Raw genomic sequence first — 24305 nt, forward strand, 5'->3', positions numbered from 1 at the left:
CATGCGCAAGCCCCCGCTTCTTCTGCTCGCGGCATTGCTGCCGATCTGGAGCCATGCCGAGATCCCGGCCGATCGCGCCGAGCAGGCCCAGTGGTTGCTGGCACAGGTACGTGCCGCCGAAGCCGTCAACCGTGACGAGCTGGTTCGTGACGCCCTGACACGGCTGCAACGTGTCGCGCCCGGCCATGCTCAGGCAACGCTGGCGCAGATGCGGCTTGCCTTGCGTCAGCGTGACCTGCAGCAGCTCGAGGCGCTGCAGCAGAACCTGCAGCGTACCGCCGCCGGCAGCGAGGCCGAGCGCACCGGGCGGATGCTCGTGGAGCTGAGCAGTGAAGCAGGCCAACAGCGCCTGCAGCAGGCCCGTCTGGCAGCCCTGGCCGGCCGGCTGGATGACGCGCTGCAGGGCTTCAAAGCCCTCTATGGCGACCAGCCACCGACACTGGAACTGGCCGTCGAATACTGGCGCCTGCGCAGCGCCCAGCCGGGGCAGCGCACGTCGGCGATCGGTGCGTTGCGCCGCCTGGACGACGAGTACCCGGGCAACCCCCAGCTACGCCAGTTGCTGGCGAATCTGCTGTTTGCCGATGGGCAGGACAAGGCGGCGCTGGCATTGCTGGCCGAGTTGGGCCGAAACCCGGTGGCGACCGATGCCGCGGCACAGCGGGAGTTCGAGTACCTGGCTACCAGGCGGATCGACGACAACGGACCCAAGGCCTGGAAGGCCTTTCTCGAGCGCTATCCGAACGGGCGCTTCGCCGGTGACGCCCGGCAACACCTGGAGCGGCAGCAGCGGCTGCTCGCCGACCCGCTCTGGCGGGCTGGCCAAGAGGGCCTGCGCTTGCTCGATCAGGACCAGGACGAAGCCGCGGAAGCCAAACTCCGCCAGGCCTTGCGCGGGTACCCGAAGGACCCCGAACTGCTCGGCGGCCTGGGCCTTGCCCTCATGCGCCCCGGTCACCGCCCGGAAGCCCTGGTGTACTTCCAGCGCGCCAAGGACAACGAGGCGGACATCGACAACCTGAGCAAGTGGAGCGACCTGATCGACTCGACCCACTACTGGCTCGCCCTCGAGCAGGCCGACCAGGCACTGGAACAACAGCGGCCCCGCGAAGCGGCGGCGCTGTATACCCGTGCGCTCAGGCAACAACCCGATAGCCTCTTCGCCGCGCTCGGTCTGGCCCAGGTCGCCGAAGCCGAAGGCCGCACCGACGAAGCCGAAGCCGCCTATCGCCGCCTGCTTGCGCGTGACCCGGCCAACGGCGGCGCGATCCGCGGGCTGGTGCGCCTCTATCGAGCAGAATCCGCGGAGCGTGCGCTGGCATTCATCGAAACCCTTGCTGCACCCCAGCGCCAGGAATTCAACGAACTGCGCAATGCTTTGCTCCTGGCTCGCTATCAGCTCCAGGCCGACCAGGCACTGGAGCGCGGCGACCAGGCTGCGGCGAGCGAGGCACTGCGCCAGGCTCGCCGGCTCGACCCGAACGACCCCTGGCTGACCTACCGGCTGGCCAATTCGCTACGTACGCAGGGCGCCTTCTACGAGGCGGACAGCACCTTCGATGACTTGCTCGCGCGCAAGCCCGCTGATCCGACCACACGCTATGCACATGCGCTCTATCTCGCCGCGGCCGAACGCGATACCCAGGCCCTGACCAGCCTGCAACAGGTCCCCGCGAGCGACTGGAACGATGACATCCGCGCGCTTGCGACGCGTGTCGAGCGGCGCGAATTCATGTCGCGTGTAGCCAAGCTGCGCGCGGCGGGGCGAGAAACCGCGGCGGCCGATCTGATGCAGCAGCACCTGCGCAGCCATGGAGACTCGGTGGACGACCTCCTGCTGCTGGCCGACTGGGCGGTGGAGCGCGGCGAGCCAGCCGCAGCACAGTCCTATCTGGCACGCGCGCTGCGCATCGATCCGGAACACGCCGCGGCACGACTCGCCCAGATCGAGCTGCTGCTCGCCGCGGGACAGGTGAACGAAGCCAGCCAGGCCCTGCATGACGCACCGCCACAGTTCAGCAACGATGAGTCGAACGCCATTCGGCGCCTGGCCAACAGCTGGGCGGCGGTCGGCGAAGTGGCAAAGGCCCGGCAGATGCTCGAGCAGCTGGAGGCTCAGGTCGAGGCGCCGGACCCGCTGCTGCGCCGCGATACGGCACGCCTGCTGGCCAGGACCGAGCCGGACCGTGCGATGGCTTACTACCGCAAGGCCATGGTCGATGCCGAACTGGTGCCGGAAGGCGCGAGCGACGCCGATCTGACCCAGGCTACCCGTGAGAACGAGACGGACGACTGGCTGATCCGCAGCCTGCGCAGCGATGTGGCGAACCTGCACCAGCAGCAGGATGTCACCGTGACGCTGCTGCATGACCACGGCTGGCGCAACGACGACGGCACCCCGGGCATCTCCGAACTGCTGACCGACACGACGCTGCTGCACGTGGAATGGCCGGCAGCCAATGGGCGCAGCTTTGTCCGCGCCGAGCGGCTGGCGCTGGATGCCGGCACGCTCGAAAGCGACGCCCCCTTTGGCACCTGCGCGTTCGACGACGGCAAATGCGTGGACAAGCGTCAGCAGGCCGAAGCCGCAGTACTGGCCGGCGGTTGGCGCGACGAGCGCTGGGAAGCCGATCTGGGCCTGACCCAGGGGTTCGAGATCAATAATGTCTATGGCGGTATCACCGGCCGCGGCGACGCCGGGCCCTTCGGCCTGTCGCTCACTGCGTCGCGCCGACCGATGAGCAATTCCCTGCTGTCCTATGGCGGCAGTCGCGATCCGGTGACAGGCGAGCAGTGGGGCGCCGTGACCGCGAACGGCAGCAGCCTTGGCTTGAGCTGGGACCAGGGCGGCGCGCATGGTGTATGGGCCTCGCTGGGCTATCACTGGCTGCTTGGCGACAACGTCGCGCGCAACAATCGCACCACGGCAATGACCGGCTACTACTACAAGCTGGTCGACAGCCCCAGCGAGCGCGTGCGTACCGGCCTGACGTTCATCCATTTCGGCTACGACAAGGACCTGAGCGGCTACACCCTGGGCCAGGGCGGCTACTGGAGCCCGCAGAACTACAACTCCATCAGCGTGCCGGTGAGCTACGCCTGGCGTAACGAAGACTGGTCCGTGCTGCTGGAAAGCAGCGTCGGCTGGTCGGTATCGCAGAGCGATGGCGGCCCTGACTATCCGCTGCGTTCGCTGTTGAGCAGCGAGCAGAGAGCAGCTGCCGCAGCAAATGGCGAAAGCAAAGGCTCCACCAATCGCGGCATCAGCTATCGTCTGCAGGGCTTGTTCGAACGGCGCCTGAGCGATCATTTCGTTCTGGGCGGCGGCGTCAGCCTGCTGCACAGCGACGATTACGCACCCAGCCGCGCGCTGCTCTACCTGCGCTACAACCTGATGCCCTGGCGTGGAAACCTCCCTCTGCCGGTCGAGCCTCTGACGCCATACGCGGATTTCCGCTGACGAAGCGGTCGTCCTGACCGACCCAGTTCAAGCGGGCGCAGTTATACTTGCCCGCTTTTCTGGCCGGCCGGCCGTCATTCCGCCCGCAGGACACCACATGGACAGCATCAATTCCCGTATCGCCAACGAGCTGGGCGTACGCCCGCAACAGGTCGCCGCCGCCGTGGCGCTGCTCGACGAAGGCTCCACCGTTCCCTTCATCGCCCGCTATCGCAAGGAAGTCACCGGCAGCCTCGACGATACCCAGCTGCGTAACCTGGAAGAGCGCCTGCGCTACTTGCGCGAGCTGGACGAGCGGCGCGTCTCGATCCTCGCCAGCATCGAGGAACAGGGCAAGCTGACCCCCGAGCTCAAGCGCGAGATCGACCTCGCCGACACCAAGACCCGCCTCGAAGACCTCTACCTGCCCTACAAGCAGAAGCGCCGCACCAAGGGCCAGATCGCCCTGGAAGCCGGTCTCGGCGAGCTGGCCGATGCGTTGTTCGGCAATCCCGAGTTGAACCCTGAAAGCGAAGCCACCCGTTTTATCGACGCTGAGAAGGGCTTCGCCGATGTGAAGGCCGTGCTCGAAGGCGCCAAGTACATCCTCATGGAGCGCTTCGCCGAGGACGCCGACCTGCTGGCCAAGCTGCGGGACTTCCTCAAGCACAACGCCACCCTCAGTGCCCGCGTCGTACCAGGCAAGGAAACCGAAGGCGCCAAGTTCAGCGACTACTTCGAACATGACGAGGTGCTGAAGAACACGCCCTCGCACCGGGCACTGGCGATCTTCCGCGGACGCAACGAGGGCATCCTCAGCGTCAGCCTCAAGGTCGGCGATGAGACCCCGGGCAGCATGCACCCGGGCGAAGGCATGATCGGCGAGCGCTTCGGCATCGCCAACCGCGGCCGCGCCGCCGACAAGTGGCTGGCCGAGGTGGTGCGCTGGACCTGGAAGGTCAAGCTCTACACCAGCCTGGAAACCGACCTGCTCGGCGAGCTGCGCGACAAGGCCGAAGACGAGGCGATCTCGGTGTTCGCCCGTAACCTGCATGACCTGCTGCTGGCTGCGCCGGCCGGCCCGCGCGCGACCCTGGCGCTGGACCCGGGCCTGCGCACCGGCTGCAAGGTCGCAGTGGTCGACGCCACCGGCAAGCTGCTGGAAACCGCCACCGTCTACCCGCACGCCCCGCGCAACGACTGGGACGGCACCCTGGCAATCCTCGCCAAGCTGTGCGCCAAGCATGCCGTCGACCTGATCGCCATCGGCAACGGCACCGCCAGCCGCGAGACCGACAAGCTGGCGGGCGAGCTGATCAAGAAGGTACCGGGTCTCAAACTCACCAAGATCATGGTCAGCGAAGCCGGCGCCTCGGTGTATTCGGCCTCGGAGCTCGCCGCCCGCGAATTCCCGGATCTGGACGTCTCCCTGCGCGGTGCCGTCTCCATCGCCCGCCGCCTGCAGGACCCGCTGGCCGAGCTGGTGAAGATCGACCCGAAGTCCATCGGCGTCGGCCAGTACCAGCACGACGTGTCCCAGCTCAAGCTGGCGCGTTCGCTGGATGCCGTGGTCGAGGACTGCGTGAATGCCGTCGGCGTCGACGTCAACACCGCTTCCGCCGCGCTGCTGGCCCGCATCTCCGGCCTCAACGCGACGCTGGCGCAGAACATCGTGCAGTTCCGCGATGCCAACGGTGCGTTCAAGTCCCGCAGCGAGCTGAAAAAGGTCCCGCGCCTGGGCGAGAAGACCTTCGAACAGGCCGCCGGCTTTCTCCGCGTGATGAACGGCGACAACCCGCTGGACGCCTCGGCGGTGCACCCGGAAACCTATCCGCTGGTGCAACGCATCGCCCAGGACACCGGCCGCGATATCCGCTCGCTGATCGGCGACTCGGCGTTTCTCAAGCGCCTGGACCCCAAGCAGTTCACCGACGAGACCTTCGGCCTGCCCACCGTCACCGACATTCTCGGCGAGCTGGACAAGCCCGGCCGCGACCCGCGTCCGGAGTTCAAGACCGCCGAGTTCCAGGACGGCGTGGAGAAGCTCAGCGATCTGGAGCCGGGCATGGTGCTCGAAGGCGTGGTGACCAACGTCACCAACTTCGGCGCCTTCGTCGACATCGGCGTGCACCAGGATGGCCTGGTGCACATCAGCGCGCTGTCGGAGAAGTTCGTCAAGGATCCCTACGAGGTGGTCAAGGCCGGCGACATCGTCAAGGTCAAGGTCATGGAAGTGGACATCCCACGCAACCGCGTCGGCCTGTCCATGCGCATGAGCGACACGCCCGGTGCCAAGACCGACGGCCCGCAGCGCAGCGGTGGCAAGCCACGAGGCAATGCGCCGCGTAGCGAGCGCCACGCCAGGGAGGACAAGCCGGCGCCGGCCAATGCCGCCATGGCGGCGTTGTTCGCCAACGCCAAGCAGCTGAGGAAATAAGCATGAGCATTCAAGTCGAGGCGGTGGGCAGCTCCAGCGCCTTCGGCCGTCTGCTCGGCCTGGAGATTCACCAGGTCGGCAACGGCGAGGCCGTGCTCGGCCTGTCCATGCACGACGGCCTGCGCAACCTGCACGGCAAGCTGCATGGCGGCGCGCTGTTTTCGCTGATCGACACCGCCATGGGCCAGGCCAGCCACAGCCTGGGCGATGGCTCGCCGAACAGCGTCACGCTCGAATGCAAGGTCAACTACATCCGCCCGGTGACCGATGGCGAGCTGCGTTGTCGCGCCTGGGTGGTGCACGGTGGCCGGCGGACCCAGGTGCTCGAAGCCGAGGTCCATCAGGGCGACAAGCTGATCGCCAAGGCCCAGGCGACCTTCGCCTGCCTCTAGCGGCCTGTGCCACCAGCCGCTCGCGGAGTCGGCACGCCTGGCCTGTGGTCGAAGCAACGCTGCCTCTTGTGAAGCGGCGTTTCCATCCCCATATTGGGGCGACTGTCGCGTGAAGGAATCCACAAGTTGAGCGCTCTTCTCACCCACCGCCTGGCATTGCTGGCCAAGGCTCCACACCTGCCGCTGCTCAACCAATGCCTGCACGGAATCGAGCGCGAATGCCTGCGCGTCGATGCCCACGGCCATCTGGCCATGACGCCGCACCCCATCGCGCTGGGCTCGGCGCTGACCCACCCGCAGATCACCACCGATTATTCCGAGGCGCTGCTGGAGTTCATCACCGGCACCGACCAGGACCCTCGCAATACCCTGGCCGAGCTTGAAGCGATCCATCGCTTCACTTACGCCAAGCTGGGTGATGAATACCTGTGGAGTCCGTCGATGCCCTGTCCGCTGCCGAGCGAAGCGGACATCCCCATCGCCGAATACGGCAGCTCCAACATCGGGCGGCTCAAGCATGTCTATCGCCAGGGCCTGGCGCTGCGCTACGGCAAGACCATGCAGTGCATCGCCGGCATCCACTACAACTTCTCGCTACCGGAGGCGCTGTGGCCGGTGCTGCAGGCCGATGATGGCGATACCCGCACCGAGCGGGACTACCGCTCCGCGCGCTACATCGGGCTGATCCGCAACTTCCGCCGCTACAGCTGGCTGCTGATGTACCTGTTCGGCGCCTCGCCGGCACTGGACGCCGGCTTCCTGCGCGGGCGCCCGCATCAGCTCGAAGCGCTCGACGCCGACACCCTGTACCTGCCCTACGCCACCAGCCTGCGCATGAGCGACCTGGGCTACCAGAACAATGCCCAGGCCGGCCTCACGCCCTGCTACGACGACCTGTCGAGTTATACCGAAAGCCTCTACCGCGCAGTTTCCACGCCGTATTCACCCTACGAGGCAATGGGCATCAAGGACGCCGCCGGCAACTGGCAGCAGCTCAACACCAACGTGCTGCAGATCGAGAACGAGTACTACTCGAACATTCGCCCCAAGCGCGTCACCGCCACCGGCGAACGCCCGCTGCAGGCCCTGCGCGCCCGCGGCATCCAATACATCGAAGTGCGCTGCCTCGATATCAACCCGTTCCTGCCGCTGGGCATCGACCTCAACGAAGCACGCTTCCTCGACGCCTTCCTGCTGTTCTGCGCGCTGGCCGACAGCCCTTGCCTGGCCGATGGCGAGTGCGGCGCGGCCACCGACAACTTCCTCAAGGTGGTCAAGGAGGGCCGACGCCCCGGGTTGCAGCTGCAGCACTGCGGCGAGGCCGTCCCGCTCGGCGAGTGGGCCGGCCAGCTGCTCGACGAGATCGCCGAAGTCGCCGCCCTGCTCGACCGCAGCCATGGCGACAGCCGGCATGCCGAAGCACTGGCCGAACAGCGCGCCAAGGTCGCCGACAGCAGCCTGACGCCCTCGGCGCGCGTGCTCGAGCAGTTGCGCACGAACGGCGAGAGTTTCAGCCAGTTCGCCATGCGCCAGACGCTTGCCCACGCCGACTACTTCCGCAGCCAGGCGCCAAGCGCCAATGAACTGCAGCAGTTCGAAACGGCGGCGCGGCAGTCGCTGGAGCGCCAGGCGGCAATGGAAGCTGCGGACGAGCCGGACTTCGACAGCTTCGTCGCCGATTACCAGCGCAGCCTGACGCTCTAACCGGCCGGCGGGCGCAACGCCCGCCAGCCGGCTTCAGAGCGGCTTTTCGAAGATCTTCGAATTCCGCTGGAAGTTGTACAGCGAGGCCCGCGCGGCCGGCAGACGATCGACGCTGATGGGCTCGAAGCCGCGCTCCTGGAACCAGTGCGCGGTACGCGTGGTGAGCACGATGAGTTTCTTCAACCCCAGCGCCCGGGCGCGCTCCTCGATGCGTTCGAGCAGCTCGTCGCCACGCCCGCCGTGACGGTACTCCGGATTGACCGCCAGACAGGCCAGCTCGCCGGCATCCGAATCGGCGATCGGATAAAGCGCCGCGCAGGCGATGATCAGCCCGTCGCGCTCGACGATGCTGAACTGCTCAACTTCCCGCTCCAGCACTTCGCGCGAGCGCCGCACCAGAATGCCCTGCTCTTCCAACGGGGTGATCAGATCGATCAGCCCGCCGACATCCTCGATGGTCGCCTCACGCAGTTGCTCGAACTGCTCCTGGGTCACCAGCGTGCCCGCACCGTCGCGGGTGAACAGTTCGTTCAGCAGCGCACCGTCGTCGACATAGCTGACCACGTGGCTACGCCGCACGCCGCCGCGGCAGGCCTGCGCCGCCGCATCCAGCAGCTCGGCCTGGTACTGGCTGCCGAGGCGCTCGACATAGGCCGGGATCTGCTGCGGACGCAGCTCACGCACCAGCTTGCCGCTTTCGTCGAGCAGGCCGGTCTCGGCGCCGTAGAGCACCAGTTTGTCGGCCTGCAGATCGATGGCGGCGCGGGTGGCGACGTCCTCGCAGGCCAGGTTGAAGATCTCTCCGGTGGGGGAGTAGCCCAGCGGCGAGAGCAGCACGATGGTGCGCTCGTCCAGCAGTCGACCGATGCCCTTGCGATCGATGCGCCGCACCTCGCCGGTGTGGTGCAGATCAACGCCATCGAGCACGCCGATCGGTCGCGCGGTGACGAAGTTGCCGCTGGCCACCCGCAGGCGTGCGCCCTGCATGGGCGAAGCGGCCTTATCCATGGAAAGCCGCGCCTCCAGGGCGATGCGCAGCTGGCCGACGGCATCGATCACGCATTCCATGGTCGGACCGTCGGTGATGCGCAGGTCGCGGTGGAAGCGCGGCGTGATACCGCGCGCCGCCAGCCGCGCCTCGATCTGCGGCCGCGAACCGAACACCAGCACCAGGCGCACGCCAAGGCTGTGCAGCAGCACCAGGTCGTGGACGATATTGGCGAAGTTGGCATGCTCCACGCCGTCGCCCGGCAGCATGACGACGAAGGTGCGATCACGGTGCGAGTTGATGTAGGGCGAGGAATCGCGGAGCCAGGTGACGTAGTCGTGCATGGAAAAGCCTTTGTGGCAGGTCTTGTTCGTCGGGTGGGCGGCCGGTCAGGCCTGGGGTTGCAGGCAGTAGTGCTCAATCATCCGACGCAGCAGCTGCACGGTCGGTTCGATGCGCTCGAGCTGCAGGTACTCGTCGGGCTGGTGCGCGCAGGCGATGTCGCCGGGGCCGAGCACCAGGGTCTCGCAGCCGAGCTGCTGAAGATAAGGCGCTTCGGTGGCAAACGCCACCGCCTCGGCACGGTGCCCGGTGAGGCGCTCGGCCAGGCGCACCAGCTCGCTTTCGGCCGGCTGTTCGAAGGGTGGCACCGCCGGAAACAGCGGCGCCAGTTCGATCTTCACCTGGTGCTGCTCGGCCAGCGGCTGCAGGCGCTGGCGAATGATCCCGCGTAGCTGCTGCGGGTCCATGCCCGGCAGCGGGCGCAGGTCGAACTCCAGCGCGCACTGTCCGCAGATGCGGTTGGGGTTGTCGCCGCCGTGGATGCAGCCGAAGTTGAGGGTCGGCTTGGGCACGTCGAACAGCGGATTGTCGTACTCGGCCTGCCACTGCCGACGCAGCGTCATCATCTCGCCGATCACGCCGTGCATGGCCTCCAGCGCGCTGTGGCCGTAGGCGGGGTTGGAAGAATGTCCGCTCTGCCCGAGGATGTCGATGCGCTCCATCATGATGCCCTTGTGCAGACGCACCGGCCGCAGACCCGTGGGCTCGCCGATCAGCGCCGCGCGGCCGAGCGGCTGGCCGGCTGCGGCCAGGGCGCGGGCACCGGACATCGAGCTTTCTTCGTCGCAGGTGGCAAGGATCAGCAGCGGACGACGGAACGGCTGCTCCAGCAAAGGCCGCACCGCCTCGATGATCAGCGCAAAGAAGCCCTTCATGTCGCAACTGCCGAGCCCGTACCAGCGGTCATCGGCCTCGCGAAGGCGCAGCGGATCGGCCGTCCACAGTTCACCATCGAACGGCACGGTGTCGCTGTGTCCGGCCAGCACCAGGCCACCGGGACCGCTGCCGTAGCTGGCCAGCAGATTGAATTTGCCGGGCGCGACCTCCGGCGTCTCGCAGGCGAAGCCCAGCTCGCCGAGCCAGGCGGCCAGCAGCTCGATCACCGGACGGTTGCTCTGATCCCAGCCAGGCTGCGTGCAACTGACGGAGGGCGCGGCAATGAGCGCGGCGAACTGCTCCTTGAGCGAAGGAATGGGCACCGGTGACCTCCCGTGATGCGATCGGAACGAAGGTGCAGTGAAGCACGAAACGCGCGACGGCGGGACCCGCAAACGAAAACGCCCCGCCGAGGCGGGGCGTCGATCGCGGCGGCTCGACTCAGGTAAAGATGAACTTGAGCACGGTGAAAAAGACGATCGCGAGGAAGGCGCCGGCCGGCAGGGTGATCAGCCAGGACATGAAGATCGAACCGACCACGCCCAGGTTCAGCGCACCGATACCGCGGGCGATACCAATGCCAAGCACGGCACCCACCAGCGTATGGGTGGTGGAAACCGGCAGGCCGATGGCCGAGGCGCCGACCACGGTGGTCGCGGTGGCCAGTTCGGCGGCGAAGCCACGGCTCGGGGTCAGCTCGGTGATTTCCTTGCCGATGGTGGCGATCACCTTGTAGCCGTAGGTGGCCAGACCGATGACGATACCGAGCGCGCCCAGCAGCAGCACCCAGCCCGGCACTGCGGACTTGGCGGCGATGTCGGCAGCACCACCGGATTCGATCACACCGACGATGGCGGCCAGCGGGCCGACGGCGTTGGCGACGTCGTTGGCACCATGGGCGAAGGCCATCGAACAGGCGGTGAAGATCATCAGCACGGCGAAGACCTTTTCCACGCTGGCGAAGTGGAAGGTCTTGTCCGCCTCCACGTCCAGCTTGATACGGCTGAGCAGTGCCACGCCGAGCAGTGCTACCAGCAGGCCGATGCCGAAGGCGATGACCACGCCCTGCTGGCTGCTCAGGTGCAGGCCGACATGCTTAAGACCTTTGGTCACCGTCATCAGGGCGACCATGAAACCGGTGAGAAACATGTACAGCGGGACGAAGCGTTTGGCGTTCTCGAAGGGATGATCGGTGTTGATGATCAGTTTCTGCACGCTCATGAACAGGCCGAAGGCGACGACCCCCGAAAGCATTGGCGTGACCACCCAGCTGGCGACGATCGGCCCGATGGCCTCCCAGTGCACCGCGTCGGTGGATACGCCGACGGCAGCGAAGCCGATGACAGCGCCGATAATCGAATGCGTCGTGGAAACCGGCCAGCCCTTCATCGTCGCGATCATCAGCCAGGTACCGGCCGCCAACAGCGCCGACATCATGCCCAGCACCATCAGATCGGGCGAGATGACCTCGGCATCGACGATGCCGTTCTTGATCGTCTCGGTAACCTCGCCACCGGCCAGGTAGGCGCCGCAGAACTCGAAGATCATCGCCACGATGATCGCCTGCTTGATGGTCAACGCACGGGAACCCACCGAAGTGCCCATGGCGTTGGCGACATCGTTGGCACCGACACCCCAGGCCATGAAGAAACCGAATGCGCAGGCGAGAATCAGGAGTACGAAGCCGTAATCCGCAATAAGAGACATAAGGAAAACTACCTGTTGAACCCAGAAAGGACGCTGGCGCCTCAGCGCGCCAGCAATTGTTCCAGACGGTTGCCGACGCGCTCGGCGCGGTCGGCTACATCACCGATCCATTCGATGATCTTGTAGAGAAAGATCACGTCGACTGCTGGCAGGTCCTTTTCCAGATTGAACAGCGCACGGCGTACCGTGATCTGCATGCGGTCGGTTTCGCGCTCGATCTCCTCGAGCTCCTCGACCATCTTTTCGACGAGTGTGGCTTCGCGGCCACTGAAACCGGTTTCCAGCAACGAATCCAGTTCCTTGAGCGCCTTGAGCGCCTGAGCGCTGGCGTCGACGGTGCGTTGTACATAGGCCAGCATCTGCGGCTGCAGCGGCTGCGGGATCGTCATGCAGCGACCCAGCATCAGGCCGGCGATGTCCTTGGCGCGGTTGGCGATCTTGTCCTGTACACTCAGCAGATCAAGCAGATCGGAGCGCGGCACCGGCAGGAACAGGCTCTTGGGCAGGTGCTGGCGTACGCTCTTCTTCAGTTTGTCGGCCTCGTTCTCCAGCTGCGCCATCTGCTGCTGGATCTGCTCGACCTTTTCCCAGTCCTCGGCCATTACCGCCTGGAACAGCGGCACCAGGTTCGCTGCACATTCATGCGACTTGGCCATATGCTGCTGCATCGGGCCGATTGGCGAACGTCCGAACAAGCTGACGAAAGGATTGACTGGCATAGGGTATGGCCCCGGCTTGAAAGAGGCGGCAAGTATACGGACAGGCCATCACGCCTGCTACCGTGCGTCATCAGGCTGCAACATCAACACATCATAGGCACCCAGTCGGCACCATGCAGAAAGAAACCGAAATCAAGCTACGCGCCAGCCGCGAGACCCTGCTCGCCCTGCGCGAACATCCGCTGCTGAAGAAGCGCAACAAGAGCGGCTGGTCGCGCCATGAGCTGTTCAACCAGTATTACGACACCGCCGAGCGCGATCTGGCTCATGCCCGCGTGGCGTTGCGCCTGCGGCGCGACGGCGAGCAGTTCATCCAGACCCTGAAAAGCCGCGGCCAGAGCGTCGCCGGCCTGTCCGAACGCAACGAGTGGGACTGGTACCTGGACAAGGCCAAGCTGGACATCAAGAAGCTTGGCGATGACTGCTGGCCGGCCAGCCTCGCCGACCTGGACAAGAAGACCCTGAAACCGATCTTCACCACCGATTTCGTCCGCGAGAAGGCCGAGATCGCCTGGGGCCGCGGAAAGACCAGGGTCGTCATCGAAGCCGCACTGGACCTGGGCCAGGTCAAGGCCGGCAAGCAGTCCGAGGAGATCTGCGAGCTGGAGCTGGAACTGCGCCAGGGCGAGCCCGAAGCGCTGCTGGAACTGGCCGCCGAACTGGCCGCCGACCTGCCGCTGATGCCCTGCGACATCAGCAAGGCCGAACGCGGCTACCGCCTGTATGACGCCGATGGCTACAGCCTGCAGCTGCCCGCACCTGAATTGGCAGCGAGCATGCCGCTGGACGATGCCGTCGTCGCGCTTGGCTGGCAGCTGCTCGGCAATAGCCAGCGACTGGCCGAGCAGTACCGCTTCAATGGCCGCTGGAAACTGCTGGGCGAATGGCTGCAGCAGCTCGTCGAACTGCGCGCCCTGCTCGGCAGCCTCGGCCAGGCCGCCCCACGTGCCAGCAGCCGAGAGCTGCGCGAACTGCTCGATATGCTGATCCAGGACTGGCGTCCGCGAGTCGAAGCCGGTCAGGACGATGAGGGGGTGCGCAAGGCCGCACCGACGCAGTTCACCGAGGAACTGGGTCAGACCCGCTGGGGCCTGCTGTCGCTCAAGGCGTCCCTCTGGCTGCTGCAACGCAGCTGGACCCAAGGCCGCAACGCCCGTGGCGATCGCCAGGGTGCCGCCGAGCTGGGCAAATGGCTGCCGCACCTGCTGGCCGAAGAAGCCAAGGCTCTGCAGTTGCCGCGCTACCAGCAGCAGCCGGAAGACCTGGCCGAGCAGAGCCCGCGCATGGAGCGCATGCTGGTATGGCTGCACCTGGCGCGCGGCGTGCTGGAGCTACCGGAAACCGACCGTCTCTACGGCGAACTGGCCAAGCTCCACGAAATGGCCCGTCAGCCGCTGGACGAAGCAGCGCGCGAGCAACGCGTCGAGCAGGCCCATCGGGTATGGACGCTCAAGGCCTGGAAGCTGCTGGAAAAATAACGGCATAACGCTGCGCAAAGTTGAACCCCGGCGGCAGACAACGCCGGGTGTTTAACGGCAAGCTTGGATTTTTGCGCGCCACGTCGAAGGAACACCATGTCCGTGCTGAACTCGCCCACCCAGGACCGCCCTCTCGATCTTGCCGACCTGTTGCGCGAGCTGGTTGCCCAGGGGCGGGTCGCGCAGGACAGCGCCGAGCAGTGCCTGACGGTACGCCGCAGCGCGGTGGCCAACCAGCAGCATCCGCTGGAATTCCTCGCCGCCCAGCAGCTTGACGACCTGCAGCGTCCGGGCAAGAAGCTCGATCTGGAAACCCTCACCGTCTGGCTGGCCGAACGTGCCGGCCAGCCTTACCTGCGCATCGATCCGCTGAAGATCGACGTCGCCGCCGTCACTCCACTGATGTCCTACGCCTTCGCCCAGCGCCACAGCATTCTGGCCGTGGCGGTGGATGCCAGCGCCGTGACCATCGCCAGCAGCCAGCCTTTCGTGCATGGTTGGGAAGCCAACCTGACCCACGTGCTCAAGCGGCCGATCAAGCGTGTGGTGGCCAACCCGACGGACATTCAACGCTTCACCGTCGAGTTCTACCGCCTGGCCAAGTCGGTCAGCGGTGCCAGCAGCACGGATCAGAAGATCAGCGGCGTCGGCAACTTCGAGCAGCTGCTCAACCTCGGCGCCAGCGATCAGGAGCCGGACGCCAACGACTCGCACATCGTCAATATCGTCGACTGGCTGTTCCAGTACGCCTTCCAGCAGCGCGCCAGCGACATCCACATCGAACCGCGCCGCGAGCAGGGCACCGTGCGCTTTCGCATCGATGGCGTGCTGCACAACGTCTATCAGTTCCCGCCTCAGGTAACGATGGCGGTGGTCAGCCGGCTGAAATCCCTCGGCCGCATGAACGTGGCCGAGAAGCGCAAGCCGCAGGATGGCCGGGTCAAGACCAAGACGCCGGATGGCGGCGAGGTGGAGCTGCGCCTGTCGACACTGCCGACCGCCTTCGGCGAGAAGATGGTGATGCGCATCTTCGACCCCGAGGTGCTGCTCAAGGGCTTCGACCAGCTGGGCTTTTCCGCCGATGACCTGCGCCGCTGGCAAAGCATGACCAGCCAGCCCAACGGCATCATTCTGGTCACCGGGCCGACCGGTTCGGGCAAGACCACCACGCTCTACACCACGCTCAAGCAGCTGGCGACGCCGGAGGTGAACGTCTGCACCATCGAGGACCCGATCGAGATGATCGAAGGCGCCTTCAACCAGATGCAGGTGCAGCACAACATCGACCTGACCTTCGCCAGCGGCGTGCGCGCGCTGATGCGTCAGGACCCGGACATCATCATGGTCGGCGAGATCCGCGACCTGGAAACCGCGGAGATGGCCATCCAGGCCGCACTGACCGGCCACCTGGTGCTGTCCACGCTGCATACCAACGACGCGCCGAGTGCCATCACCCGCCTGCTGGAGCTGGGCGTGCCGCATTATCTGCTCAAGGCCACCCTGCTCGGCGTCATGGCGCAGCGCCTGGTGCGCACGCTGTGCCCGCACTGCAAGGCGCCGATGCAGTTGGACGCCGACGACTGGGCCGCGCTGACCAGGCCCTGGAATGCGCCGCTGCCGAGCACCGCGCAGCGGGCGGTCGGCTGCCTGGAATGCCGGGACACCGGTTATCGCGGGCGCGCCGGCGTCTACGAGATCATGCTGCTCAATGACGCGATCAAGCCGCTGATCACCGCCGATACCGACATCGTCGCCCTGCGTCGCCAGGCATTCAAGGACGGTATGCGCAGCCTGCGCCTGTCCGGCGCGCAGAAGATCGCTGCCGGCCTGACTACCGTCGAAGAAGTGTTGCGGGTGACGCCGCAGAGCGAGCAGAAGTAGCCCATTCAAGCGGGCGCTGTAAGAGCGGCCTTGGCGGCGAACCGCTCAGCGCAGCACCGAACGACCCGAGGCGCCTGCCTTCAAGCAGAACGACGATTCAGCCGTCCGATCGCGCCGCGAGGATGCTCGCCACCTGATTGGGCTTGCAGTTGAGGTAGGCCGAGGACTGCAACCACTGCTGGTCCGGGTACCAGGAGAACATGAACTGGCCACCCTTGAGGCTGTCGACCACCATCCGTGCCACCTCGGGCCGAACCGCCGGACAACCCTGGCTGCGGCCGATGCGGCCCTGGGTAGCGATCCAGGAGGGATTCACGTAGTCGGCAGGGTGAATGACGATGGCGCGCTCACGGGCGCGGTCGTTGATGCCCGGCTCCAGCCCGTCCATGCGCAGCGAGTAGCCGTGCTTGCCGCTGTAGCTTTCGGCAGTGCGAAACAGGCCGATGCTGGACTGGTGGCTGCCCACCGCATTGGAGAAACGCGTGGCGTGGTTATCGCCGGATTTCTGCCCGTGAGCGACCAGGTCCTCGAGCAACAGCTGCTCCCTCTCCAGGTCGAAGATCCACAGGCGTTTCTCGCTGGAAGGCAGTGAATAATCGATCACCGCCAGACGCTGCGCGGCTCCGGCGCCATTGTTGACCGCGCACTGCATTGCTGCGACCGCGTGGGTCAGGACCTGCCGGTCCAGCTTGGGCGCCAGCCGCGCCAGGCTGTCGACCATCGGCTGATAGGTGGCGGTGGCCGCCCAGAGCGGCGCGGCGAAGACGAGAAGGCCCGCCGCCAGGCAGGCACGTCGAAGCACTGAAATCATCACAAGCAACCCCACGGGCACGACCTGACGACTTCCTGTCTGGTCGGCGCCTTATACTCGCTACCCAATGCAGCAGCGCGACGAAGCCGGGACGAGTGAAGCCCACATGTCCGGCACGATATGTTCTTATGGTCCGAACGGTCACCGGTCGATGCCGGAGCCGCAGCCCTATAGCGGCGCAGTCTAGCAGCCACCGCAGCGGTCTGGAGCGAAACGTTGTTCAGAAAATGTGCATCCCGTCTGGCCATCTGGCTATGCCTCGCCTCCGGCCTGGCCCTCGCCACGTCTGCCTCCGCCCAGCAGGCGACATTGCAAAGCGTGCTGGAAGGCCTGCCGCAGAGCTGCCCGCAGCTGCCGGTCAGGTCCGCGATTAGCGAACACCTGAACGCGTTCTACCAGGCCCGCCAGTTCCAGCCCGCCTGGACCTCCCGCTCCCTGCTCGAAGGCCTGCTGCAGCAGCTCGCGCAGCTGGCCGACGACGGCCTGGACCCTGCCTACTACCAGCCGGAGCGGATACGCGAGCAGCTCTACCCGGTCGCGTCTTCCCCACGCCGGCCCGAATGCGACGACCTGCTTGCCAGCCAGGCCTACCTCCAAGCGCTGCACCACCTGGCCCGCGGACGGCTGCGACAGGCGGACATCGAACCCATCTGGCGCAGCCCGGATGCGCCGGAGGCGGATGATCGCCAGCGGCTTCTGCAGATCGCCGTGCAGGGCCTCACCGATCTGCCTGGGGCATTCGATCGCGCGCGCCCGCCGCACGCCCTGTACCGCGACCTGCGTGCGGCCTATGCCAGGCAGCGCCAGGCAGCCCTGCCGGCCTGGCGCCCGTTGCCGAGCGGCCCGACGCTGCGCCCCGGAATGCGTGACGAGCGCAGCCCGCTGCTGCGCGAACTGCTGCTCGCCGGTGCCGGCAGCACGCCCGCGCTGGACCTGCGCTACGACGACGAACTGGTCGAGGCCGTACGTGGCTTCCAGCTGCAGCACGGGCTTGAGGCCGATGGCGTCGTCGGCGCCGCCACCCTGGTGGCGCTCAATGTCAGCCCGGCCAGCCGCCTCGATCAGTTGCGCATCAACCTCGAGCGCCTGCGCTGGATCAGCCGCGACCTCGAGCCTCAATCGCTGCTGGTGGACATCGCCGGGGCACGGCTGATCTATTTCCGCGACAGCTGCCCGTTCTGGCAGACGCGCACCCAGGTCGGCCGCGAGGCGCGGCAGACTCCGCTGCTGAAATCGCGGATCTCACGCCTCACCCTTAACCCCACCTGGACCGTGCCGCCAACCATTCTCAAGCAAGACAAGCTGCCGCTGATTCGCGAGGACATCGCCTACCTGGCGCGCCACCAGATGCGCGTGATCGACGCCCAAGGCAATGCCGTGGACCCCTACGCCGTGGACTGGGCCAACCCGCGCGGCATCCTGCTGCGCCAGGACGCCGGCCCGGCCAACCCTCTCGGCCAGGTGGCGATCCGCTTCGCCAATCCGTTTTCGGTGTACCTGCACGACACGCCGAGCAAGCCGCTGTTCGAACGTGCCGCCCGCGCGGTCAGCTCCGGCTGCGTACGGGTCGAGTCCGCCCTGCAGCTGGTCGATCTGCTGCTCGAGGAGGACGAGCGGGACACCGTCGCCAGGCTGTTGCAAAGCGGCGAGACCCACGAATACCGGCTCGCCCGGCAGACACCGATCCTGATGGCCTACTGGACGGCGGATGCCGACGACAGCGGCCTGCCCCGCTACCGCCCGGACATCTACAAGCGCGATGCAGCCTTGCTGCGGGCCCTGGACGCGGCCCGCTGAATGCGCGATTCGGCTGGCTTCGACGTGCTCCGTTCGTCGGGAGTTTTGTTACCCGCCGTCTGAACCTCGCGGCCTCGGCGTAGTCTTTTGCTGACCACTCGACAACGACCGCCGCTGCCGGGTGCTTAACTACCGAAACCGTCTGAATTACTCAGTGCCATGGATAGCCGAGCAGGACACTTTGAACGCCGAACACTGCGCTCCCGCAGCGACCTGGAATGAAGCTGAACGGCTGATCGCATTGGCTCGCTACACCGCGCTCGACGCTCTGTGCATAACGGACCTCGAGGCGCTGGCCGCCATGGCTGCAGATCTCTGCGCCTGTCCGGCGGCAGCGATTCATTTCGTCGACGACCAGTACCAGCATTGCATGGCTGCGTTCGCACTGGAGCGCGAAGCTGTCGTGCGCGAACGGTCACCGTCGGCCTGGGCGATCCGTCAGGAAGGCGCGCTGGTTCTCCCCCATACCGACACCCTCGCCCAGTTCGAACTGCCGCGGCTGGCCGACGGCCAGACCACTGGTTTCTACGTCGCGGTGATCCTGCGCAGCAGTGACGGGCTGCCACTGGGCACCATGAGCGTCTTTGACCACCAGCCCCGCGAACTCACGCCGCGCCAGGGCACTCAGCTGCTGGCGGTGGCGCGCCAGGTCATGGCCCTGCTGGAGCTCAGCAGACTGCGCGGCGAGCAGGAACGCAGCCGGCAGATCATCGACAGCGCCCAGGATTACGCCATTCTCGCCACCGACCTGCAGGGCCGCATCACCAGCTGGAACAGCGGTGCGCAGCGGCTGCTGGGCTGGTCGCCGGAGGAAGCCATCGGCCGCGACGTGGCGTGCATCTTCAGCGAAGCCGATCGCACCGCACAGGTCCCCCAGGCCGAAATGCGCACGGCGCTGGAGCAGGGGCGTGCCGGCGACGAACGCTGGCATCTGCGCAAGGACGGCTCACGCTTCTGGGCCAGCGGCATCCTCACGCCACTGCTGCACGACGGCCAGACGCAGGGCTTCGTCAAGATCCTGCGCGACCTGACCGAATCCCGTCAGCAGCAGGCGGCGGCGCGCGAAACCGAGGAGCGCTACCGCGCCCTGGTCGACCTCAGCCCGCAGATCATCTGGCAATGCGATGCCGCGGGTGGCCTCACCTTTTGCAACAGCTACTGGTGCGAGTTCACCGGGCTCGGCGAGGCGAGCTCCACCGGCGAAGGCTGGCTGGCCGCTGTGTCGACCAGTGATCGCCAGCGCGTCGCCGAGCAATGGCAAGCCGCATTGCGCCGGGAGCTGCCCTTCAAACTGGAGCTGCCGCTGCGCGATGTCGACGGCAACCTGCGCTGGTTCCAGGCCAACGCGGCGCCTACCTACGACGCCGACGGACAGCTGCTGCGCTGGGTCTGTGTCGCCCAGGACATCGACAGCCGTCGGCGTTCGGAAATGCAGCGACTGGAGAGCGAGGCCTTTACCCGCCTGCTGCTGGATTCGGCCAACGAAGGCTTCTACTCCATCGACCGCAACGGCGCCGTTACCCTGTGCAACGACGCCTTTCTCAAGATTCTCGGCTTCGCCAGCCGTGAAGAGGTACTGGGCAGGCACCTGCACCATGTGATCCACCACAGTCGCCCCGATGGCAGCACCTATCCGGTGCAGGAGTGTCCGATCCAGCATACGGCGGTCACCGGTCAGCCGCGGCATGTGGAACACGAGCTGTTCTTCCGCGTCGATGGCAGCAGCCTGCCCGTCGAATACCGGGTCGCACCGATCTTCCGTGACGGCGAACTGCAGGGGGCGATCTGCACCTTCAGCGACATCAGCGAGCGCACCCAGCACCAGGCCCTGCAGGCGTTCCTGCTGGAACTGAGCGACTGCCTGCAGGCCAACAGCGAACAGGTGGACCTCTGCTGCGTACTGGATGAACGCCTGGCACGTCTGACACGCAGCGACTGCATCGCCTGGGCCTGCCTGGAACAGGATGCACTGGTGGTACAGCAACAATGGTTGGCGCCAGGCACACCGAGCCGGCTCGGCCGGCACGCCCTGGCGGACGGCGCGACGCTGACCGAGCGCCTGCGGCGCGAGCATCTGGTCGTACTCGACCGGGATGAGTCGCAACCTGGGCTGCACGAGCGGCTGGCCAGCACGGGGCTGCTGATGGCCGAATTACCGACGATCGGCACCCAGCCGCTGGTGTTGCTGTTCATGCGAGGCCAGGCGCAAGCCTGGACCAGCGATGACGTCACCCTGGTGCGTGAAGTTCTCGAACGGCTGCGCAGCAGTGCCGAGCGCATCCGCGCCAACAAGGCGTTGCGCGAGGCGGAACAGCGCATCAGCCTGGCCAACGAGATCGCCTCAATCGGCGTGTGGGAGTACCGCGACCATCAGCATTCCCTGCACTGGGACGCCCAGCTCAAGGCGATGGCCGGCATACCACCCGAGCAGCCGGGGCTGGATGTGCATGAGGTGCTGGCACGGGTGCATCCGGACGATCGCGGCAAGCTGATCCGGGCGCTGGGTGAAACCCTCGCCGGTGAGGGCGACGGCGAGTTCCAGCTCGACTACCGAATCTACGACACCCGCATCGACGACTTCGTCTGGCTGGCCAACCGCGGCCGCCGGCTGCTCGACCCCAGCGGCGAGGTCCGCATCCTCGGTACGGCGCGCAACATCACTGCCGAACGCAACGCCGCCGAGCGCATGTTGCGCATGAACGAGATGCTCGAAGAGCAGATCAAGGATCGTCAGCAGGCCGAGCAGCGGCAGACGGCGCTGATCGAGCTGGGCGACCTGCTGCGCGAACAGCACGACAGCCAGACCATCGCCCATGCCGCCGTCAGCGTGATCGGCCGGACCATCGGCGTATCGCGGGTGCTGTTCGCCAGTGTCGACGCCTCCAGCCAGAGCGCCACCATCGAGCGCTACTGGAGCGACGGCGGTTCCGACAGCAGCAATGAGATGGTCTATTTCGCCGATTACGGGGACTTCTTCTACGACCTGCAGGAAAACGAGCTGGTGGTCATCGAGGACGTGCTGCACGACGCCCGCACCGCCAGCCACGCCGAGAACTTCGCCGAAAGCCTGATCCGCAGCATCGTCTGCGTGCCATTGTTCGAGCAGGGCCGCATCTCCGCCGTGATGATGCTGCTCGAGGAGCAGCCGCGCGCCTGGCTAGACGAGGACATTTCGTTCATCCGCGAAGTGGCCGACCGCGCCTGGACCGCCGACGAACGCATGCGCGCCGAACGCGCATTGCGTGAGAGCGAAGAGCAGTTCCGCACCCTGGCCGACAACATGAGCCAGTTCGCCTGGATGGCCGACCCCGCCGGGCGCATCTACTGGTACAACAAGCGCTGGTACGACTACACCGGCACCACCAGCGAGGCCATGCGCGCGCTGGGTTGGCGCGCGGTCAACCATCCCGATCATCACGAGCGGGTCAGCGCCTCGATGAAGCGTGCCTTCGCCATCGGCTCCATCTGGGAGGAAACCTTCCCGTTGCGCGGCAAGGACGGCAAGTACCGCTGGTTCCTCTCCCGGGCGCTGCCCATTCGCGACGACTTCGGCCAGGTTACCCACTGGTTCGGAACCAACACCGACGTGACGGCCCAGGTTGCCGCCGAAGAAGCCCTGCGCGAACTCAACGAAAGCCTGGAACGGCGTGTGGCCGAACGTACCCGCGAGCTGGCGGCGATCAACAGCCGCCTGCATATCGAGATGGCCGAACGCGAACGCGCCGAGGAAGCACTGCGCCACGCGCAGAAGATGGAAGCCATCGGCCAGCTGACCGGCGGCCTGGCCCATGACTTCAACAACATGCTGACCGGCGTGCTCGGCTCGCTGGACCTCATCCAGCGCCGCGTTGCCAGCGGCAGCACCGGCGACCTGGACCGCTACATCGACGCCGCCACCACCTCGGCCAACCGCGCCGCCGCGCTGACCCATCGCCTGCTGGCCTTTGCCCGGCGCCAGTCGCTGGATCCCAAACCGGTGGACGTGAACATGCTGGTGGTGTCGATGGAAGACATGCTGCGCCGCACCATGGGCGAGCACATCCAACTGGAAGTGGACCTGCAGGCCGATGCCTGGCTCGCCTACACCGATGGCCACCAACTGGAGAACGCCCTGCTCAATCTGGTGATCAATGCCCGCGATGCCATGCCCAACGGCGGCCGCCTCGGCGTGCACACCGAAAACCAGCGCATCGAGCAGCACCAGCCCGACGCGCCGGAGCCCGGCGACTACGTGGTGCTCTGCGTCACCGACAACGGTGCCGGCATGTCGGCGCAGACCATCGCCAAGGCGTTCGATCCGTTCTTCACCACCAAGCCGATCGGCCAGGGCACCGGCCTTGGCCTGTCGATGGTCTACGGCTTCGCCAAGCAGACCGGCGGCCATGTACGCATCGACAGCGCCCTCGGCGAGGGCACCCGGGTCACGCTCTATCTGCCACGCAATCTGAGCGACGACCAGGCCCAGCCCGGGCCGGCGCAAGCGACCGACATGCCAGGTGCCAGAAGTGGCGAGATCGTACTGGTGGTGGAGGACGAAGCGGCGGTACGCATGCTGGTGGTGGAAGTACTGCAGGAGCTCGGCTACCAGGTGCTGGAAGCCTGCGATGCGACCAGTGCGCTGCCCTACCTGCACGGCGATCAGCGCCTCGATCTGCTGGTCAGCGACTTCGGTCTGCCCGGGCTCAACGGTCGGCAGCTTGTGGAAAGCGCCAGGCAGCATCGCCCGGAGCTGAAGGTGCTGTTCATCACCGGATACGTGCCAGACGACGAAATGCGCAACGACTTCATCGGCCCCGGCATGGATATCCTCGCCAAGCCGTTCAGCATCGACATCCTCGCGGCGCGCATCCGCAGCCTCATCGACACGGGCGTCTGAGCGGCAACCGGAACTCTGCGCAACGGCTCGCACTCTCAACAGAGGACGATAGCAAGGAGGTTTCCGCTCATGCGCAAGACATTTATCGCCGCATTCGCCCTGGCCTTGGCACCGCTCGGCAGTGCCGTGGCCGATGGCCTGGTACGTGACATCCTGTCCTCGGGCGCGACCACCGCGTCCACCTACCTGACGTTCAAGGACAACAAGCTGGTGATTCCGGCCCGTGAGGATGCCGGCACCTTCGTTGCCAGCAATGGCGAGATCCGTGGTCCGTATCTGGAAGCGATGCTGCAGCAACTGCGTAGCGAACAGCCGCAGCTGCAGGCGACCGACATGGAGCTGGCCAGCGCGATTCTGGCGGCGGAACAGCCTCGCTGAGCGGTGCGCTGACCATCCACCCACCCACGCGAGGACCGAACATGAAGAAGAGCGCTTCCGCCATCTGGCAAGGCGGCCTGAAAGATGGAAAGGGCACCATCAGCACCGAAAGCGGTGCCTTGAAGGACAACCCCTATGGCTTCAACACCCGTTTCGAAGGCGCACCCGGAACCAATCCGGAAGAACTGATCGGTGCCGCCCATGCCGGCTGCTTCTCCATGGCCCTGTCGATGATGCTCGGCCAGGCCGGCCTCACCGCCGAGCGCATCGAGACCCGCGCCGAGGTGACCCTGGACAAGGACGGCGAGGGCTTCAGCATCACGGCGATCGACCTGACCCTCAAGGCCCGCATTCCGGGTGCGGACGATGCGCAGTTCCAGCAAATCGCCAACCAGGCGAAGGAAGGCTGCCCGGTGTCCAAGGTACTCAACGCACGCATCAGCCTGAACGCGACGCTGGAAGGCTGACCGACACGGCAAC

15 protein-coding genes are annotated in these 24305 nt (G+C 66.2%); 10 read left to right on the plus strand and 5 right to left on the minus strand.

Annotation, left to right across the window (positions count from 1 at the left end; translation table 11 throughout):
- Window position 1 precedes the first annotated feature (1 nt).
- From bcsC to gshA, 4 genes are all read left to right on the plus strand, one after another.
- On the plus strand, window positions 2-3460 hold the full coding sequence (gene bcsC, locus ACVRRC_RS01880) for a cellulose synthase complex outer membrane protein BcsC (RefSeq protein ID WP_472996566.1): 3459 nt from the start codon (window positions 2-4) through the stop codon (window positions 3458-3460).
- 97 nt (window positions 3461-3557) lie between these two features.
- The gene (locus tag ACVRRC_RS01885; protein ID WP_048328277.1) at window positions 3558-5876 is read left to right on the plus strand and encodes a Tex family protein; all 2319 of its coding nucleotides are present in this window, start codon (window positions 3558-3560) and stop codon (window positions 5874-5876) included.
- A 2-nt stretch (window positions 5877-5878) separates the two neighbouring features.
- On the plus strand, window positions 5879-6268 hold the full coding sequence (locus ACVRRC_RS01890) for a PaaI family thioesterase (protein WP_013981434.1): 390 nt from the start codon (window positions 5879-5881) through the stop codon (window positions 6266-6268).
- Window positions 6269-6394: 126 nt separating this feature from the next.
- Window positions 6395-7972: a glutamate--cysteine ligase gene (gene gshA / locus ACVRRC_RS01895; RefSeq protein WP_472996567.1), complete on the plus strand. Its 1578-nt coding sequence runs from the start codon at window positions 6395-6397 to the stop codon at window positions 7970-7972.
- A gap of 33 nt (window positions 7973-8005) precedes the next feature.
- On the opposite strand, the gene argA is transcribed toward gshA, so the two are convergent.
- The 4 genes from argA to ACVRRC_RS01915 form a co-directional block, all read right to left on the minus strand.
- On the minus strand, window positions 8006-9304 hold the full coding sequence (gene argA / locus ACVRRC_RS01900; protein ID WP_013981432.1) for an amino-acid N-acetyltransferase: 1299 nt from the start codon (window positions 9302-9304) through the stop codon (window positions 8006-8008).
- 45 nt (window positions 9305-9349) lie between these two features.
- Window positions 9350-10501 carry an acetylornithine deacetylase gene (gene argE, locus ACVRRC_RS01905; RefSeq protein ID WP_053527121.1) on the minus strand — a complete coding sequence of 384 codons (1152 nt, stop codon included), beginning with the start codon at window positions 10499-10501 and terminating at the stop codon, window positions 9350-9352.
- 118 nt (window positions 10502-10619) lie between these two features.
- Window positions 10620-11885 carry an inorganic phosphate transporter gene (locus ACVRRC_RS01910; protein WP_014595539.1) on the minus strand — a complete coding sequence of 422 codons (1266 nt, stop codon included), beginning with the start codon at window positions 11883-11885 and terminating at the stop codon, window positions 10620-10622.
- Between the two features lie 41 nt (window positions 11886-11926).
- Complete coding sequence (locus tag ACVRRC_RS01915) at window positions 11927-12604, minus strand: TIGR00153 family protein (RefSeq protein ID WP_015278654.1); 678 nt, start codon at window positions 12602-12604, stop codon at window positions 11927-11929.
- Between the two features lie 113 nt (window positions 12605-12717).
- On the opposite strand from ACVRRC_RS01915, the gene ACVRRC_RS01920 reads away from it, so the two are divergent.
- Window positions 12718-14082 carry a CYTH domain-containing protein gene (locus tag ACVRRC_RS01920; RefSeq protein ID WP_048328272.1) on the plus strand — a complete coding sequence of 455 codons (1365 nt, stop codon included), beginning with the start codon at window positions 12718-12720 and terminating at the stop codon, window positions 14080-14082.
- 96 nt (window positions 14083-14178) lie between these two features.
- Entirely contained in the window at window positions 14179-15963 is a 1785-nt protein-coding gene (tfpB, locus tag ACVRRC_RS01925; protein ID WP_108241332.1) for a type IV pilus assembly ATPase TfpB, read from the plus strand.
- Between the two features lie 97 nt (window positions 15964-16060).
- On the opposite strand, the gene ACVRRC_RS01930 is transcribed toward tfpB, so the two are convergent.
- Window positions 16061-16774 (minus strand): murein L,D-transpeptidase catalytic domain family protein, encoded by a 714-nt coding sequence (locus tag ACVRRC_RS01930; RefSeq protein WP_011911507.1) that lies wholly within the window; start codon window positions 16772-16774, stop codon window positions 16061-16063.
- Between the two features lie 216 nt (window positions 16775-16990).
- Between ACVRRC_RS01930 and ACVRRC_RS01935 the strand changes: the two genes are divergently transcribed.
- From ACVRRC_RS01935 to ACVRRC_RS01950, 4 genes are all read left to right on the plus strand, one after another.
- Window positions 16991-18571 (plus strand): L,D-transpeptidase family protein, encoded by a 1581-nt coding sequence (locus ACVRRC_RS01935; protein WP_197861123.1) that lies wholly within the window; start codon window positions 16991-16993, stop codon window positions 18569-18571.
- 181 nt (window positions 18572-18752) lie between these two features.
- On the plus strand, window positions 18753-23447 hold the full coding sequence (locus ACVRRC_RS01940) for a PAS domain S-box protein (RefSeq protein ID WP_472996568.1): 4695 nt from the start codon (window positions 18753-18755) through the stop codon (window positions 23445-23447).
- Between the two features lie 69 nt (window positions 23448-23516).
- Entirely contained in the window at window positions 23517-23825 is a 309-nt protein-coding gene (locus tag ACVRRC_RS01945) for a DUF2388 domain-containing protein (protein ID WP_045158014.1), read from the plus strand.
- A 41-nt stretch (window positions 23826-23866) separates the two neighbouring features.
- On the plus strand, window positions 23867-24292 hold the full coding sequence (locus ACVRRC_RS01950) for an OsmC family protein (RefSeq protein WP_472996569.1): 426 nt from the start codon (window positions 23867-23869) through the stop codon (window positions 24290-24292).
- Window positions 24293-24305: the final 13 nt, after the last annotated feature.

It is taken from the genome of Stutzerimonas sp. LR2 (genome assembly GCF_055755175.1).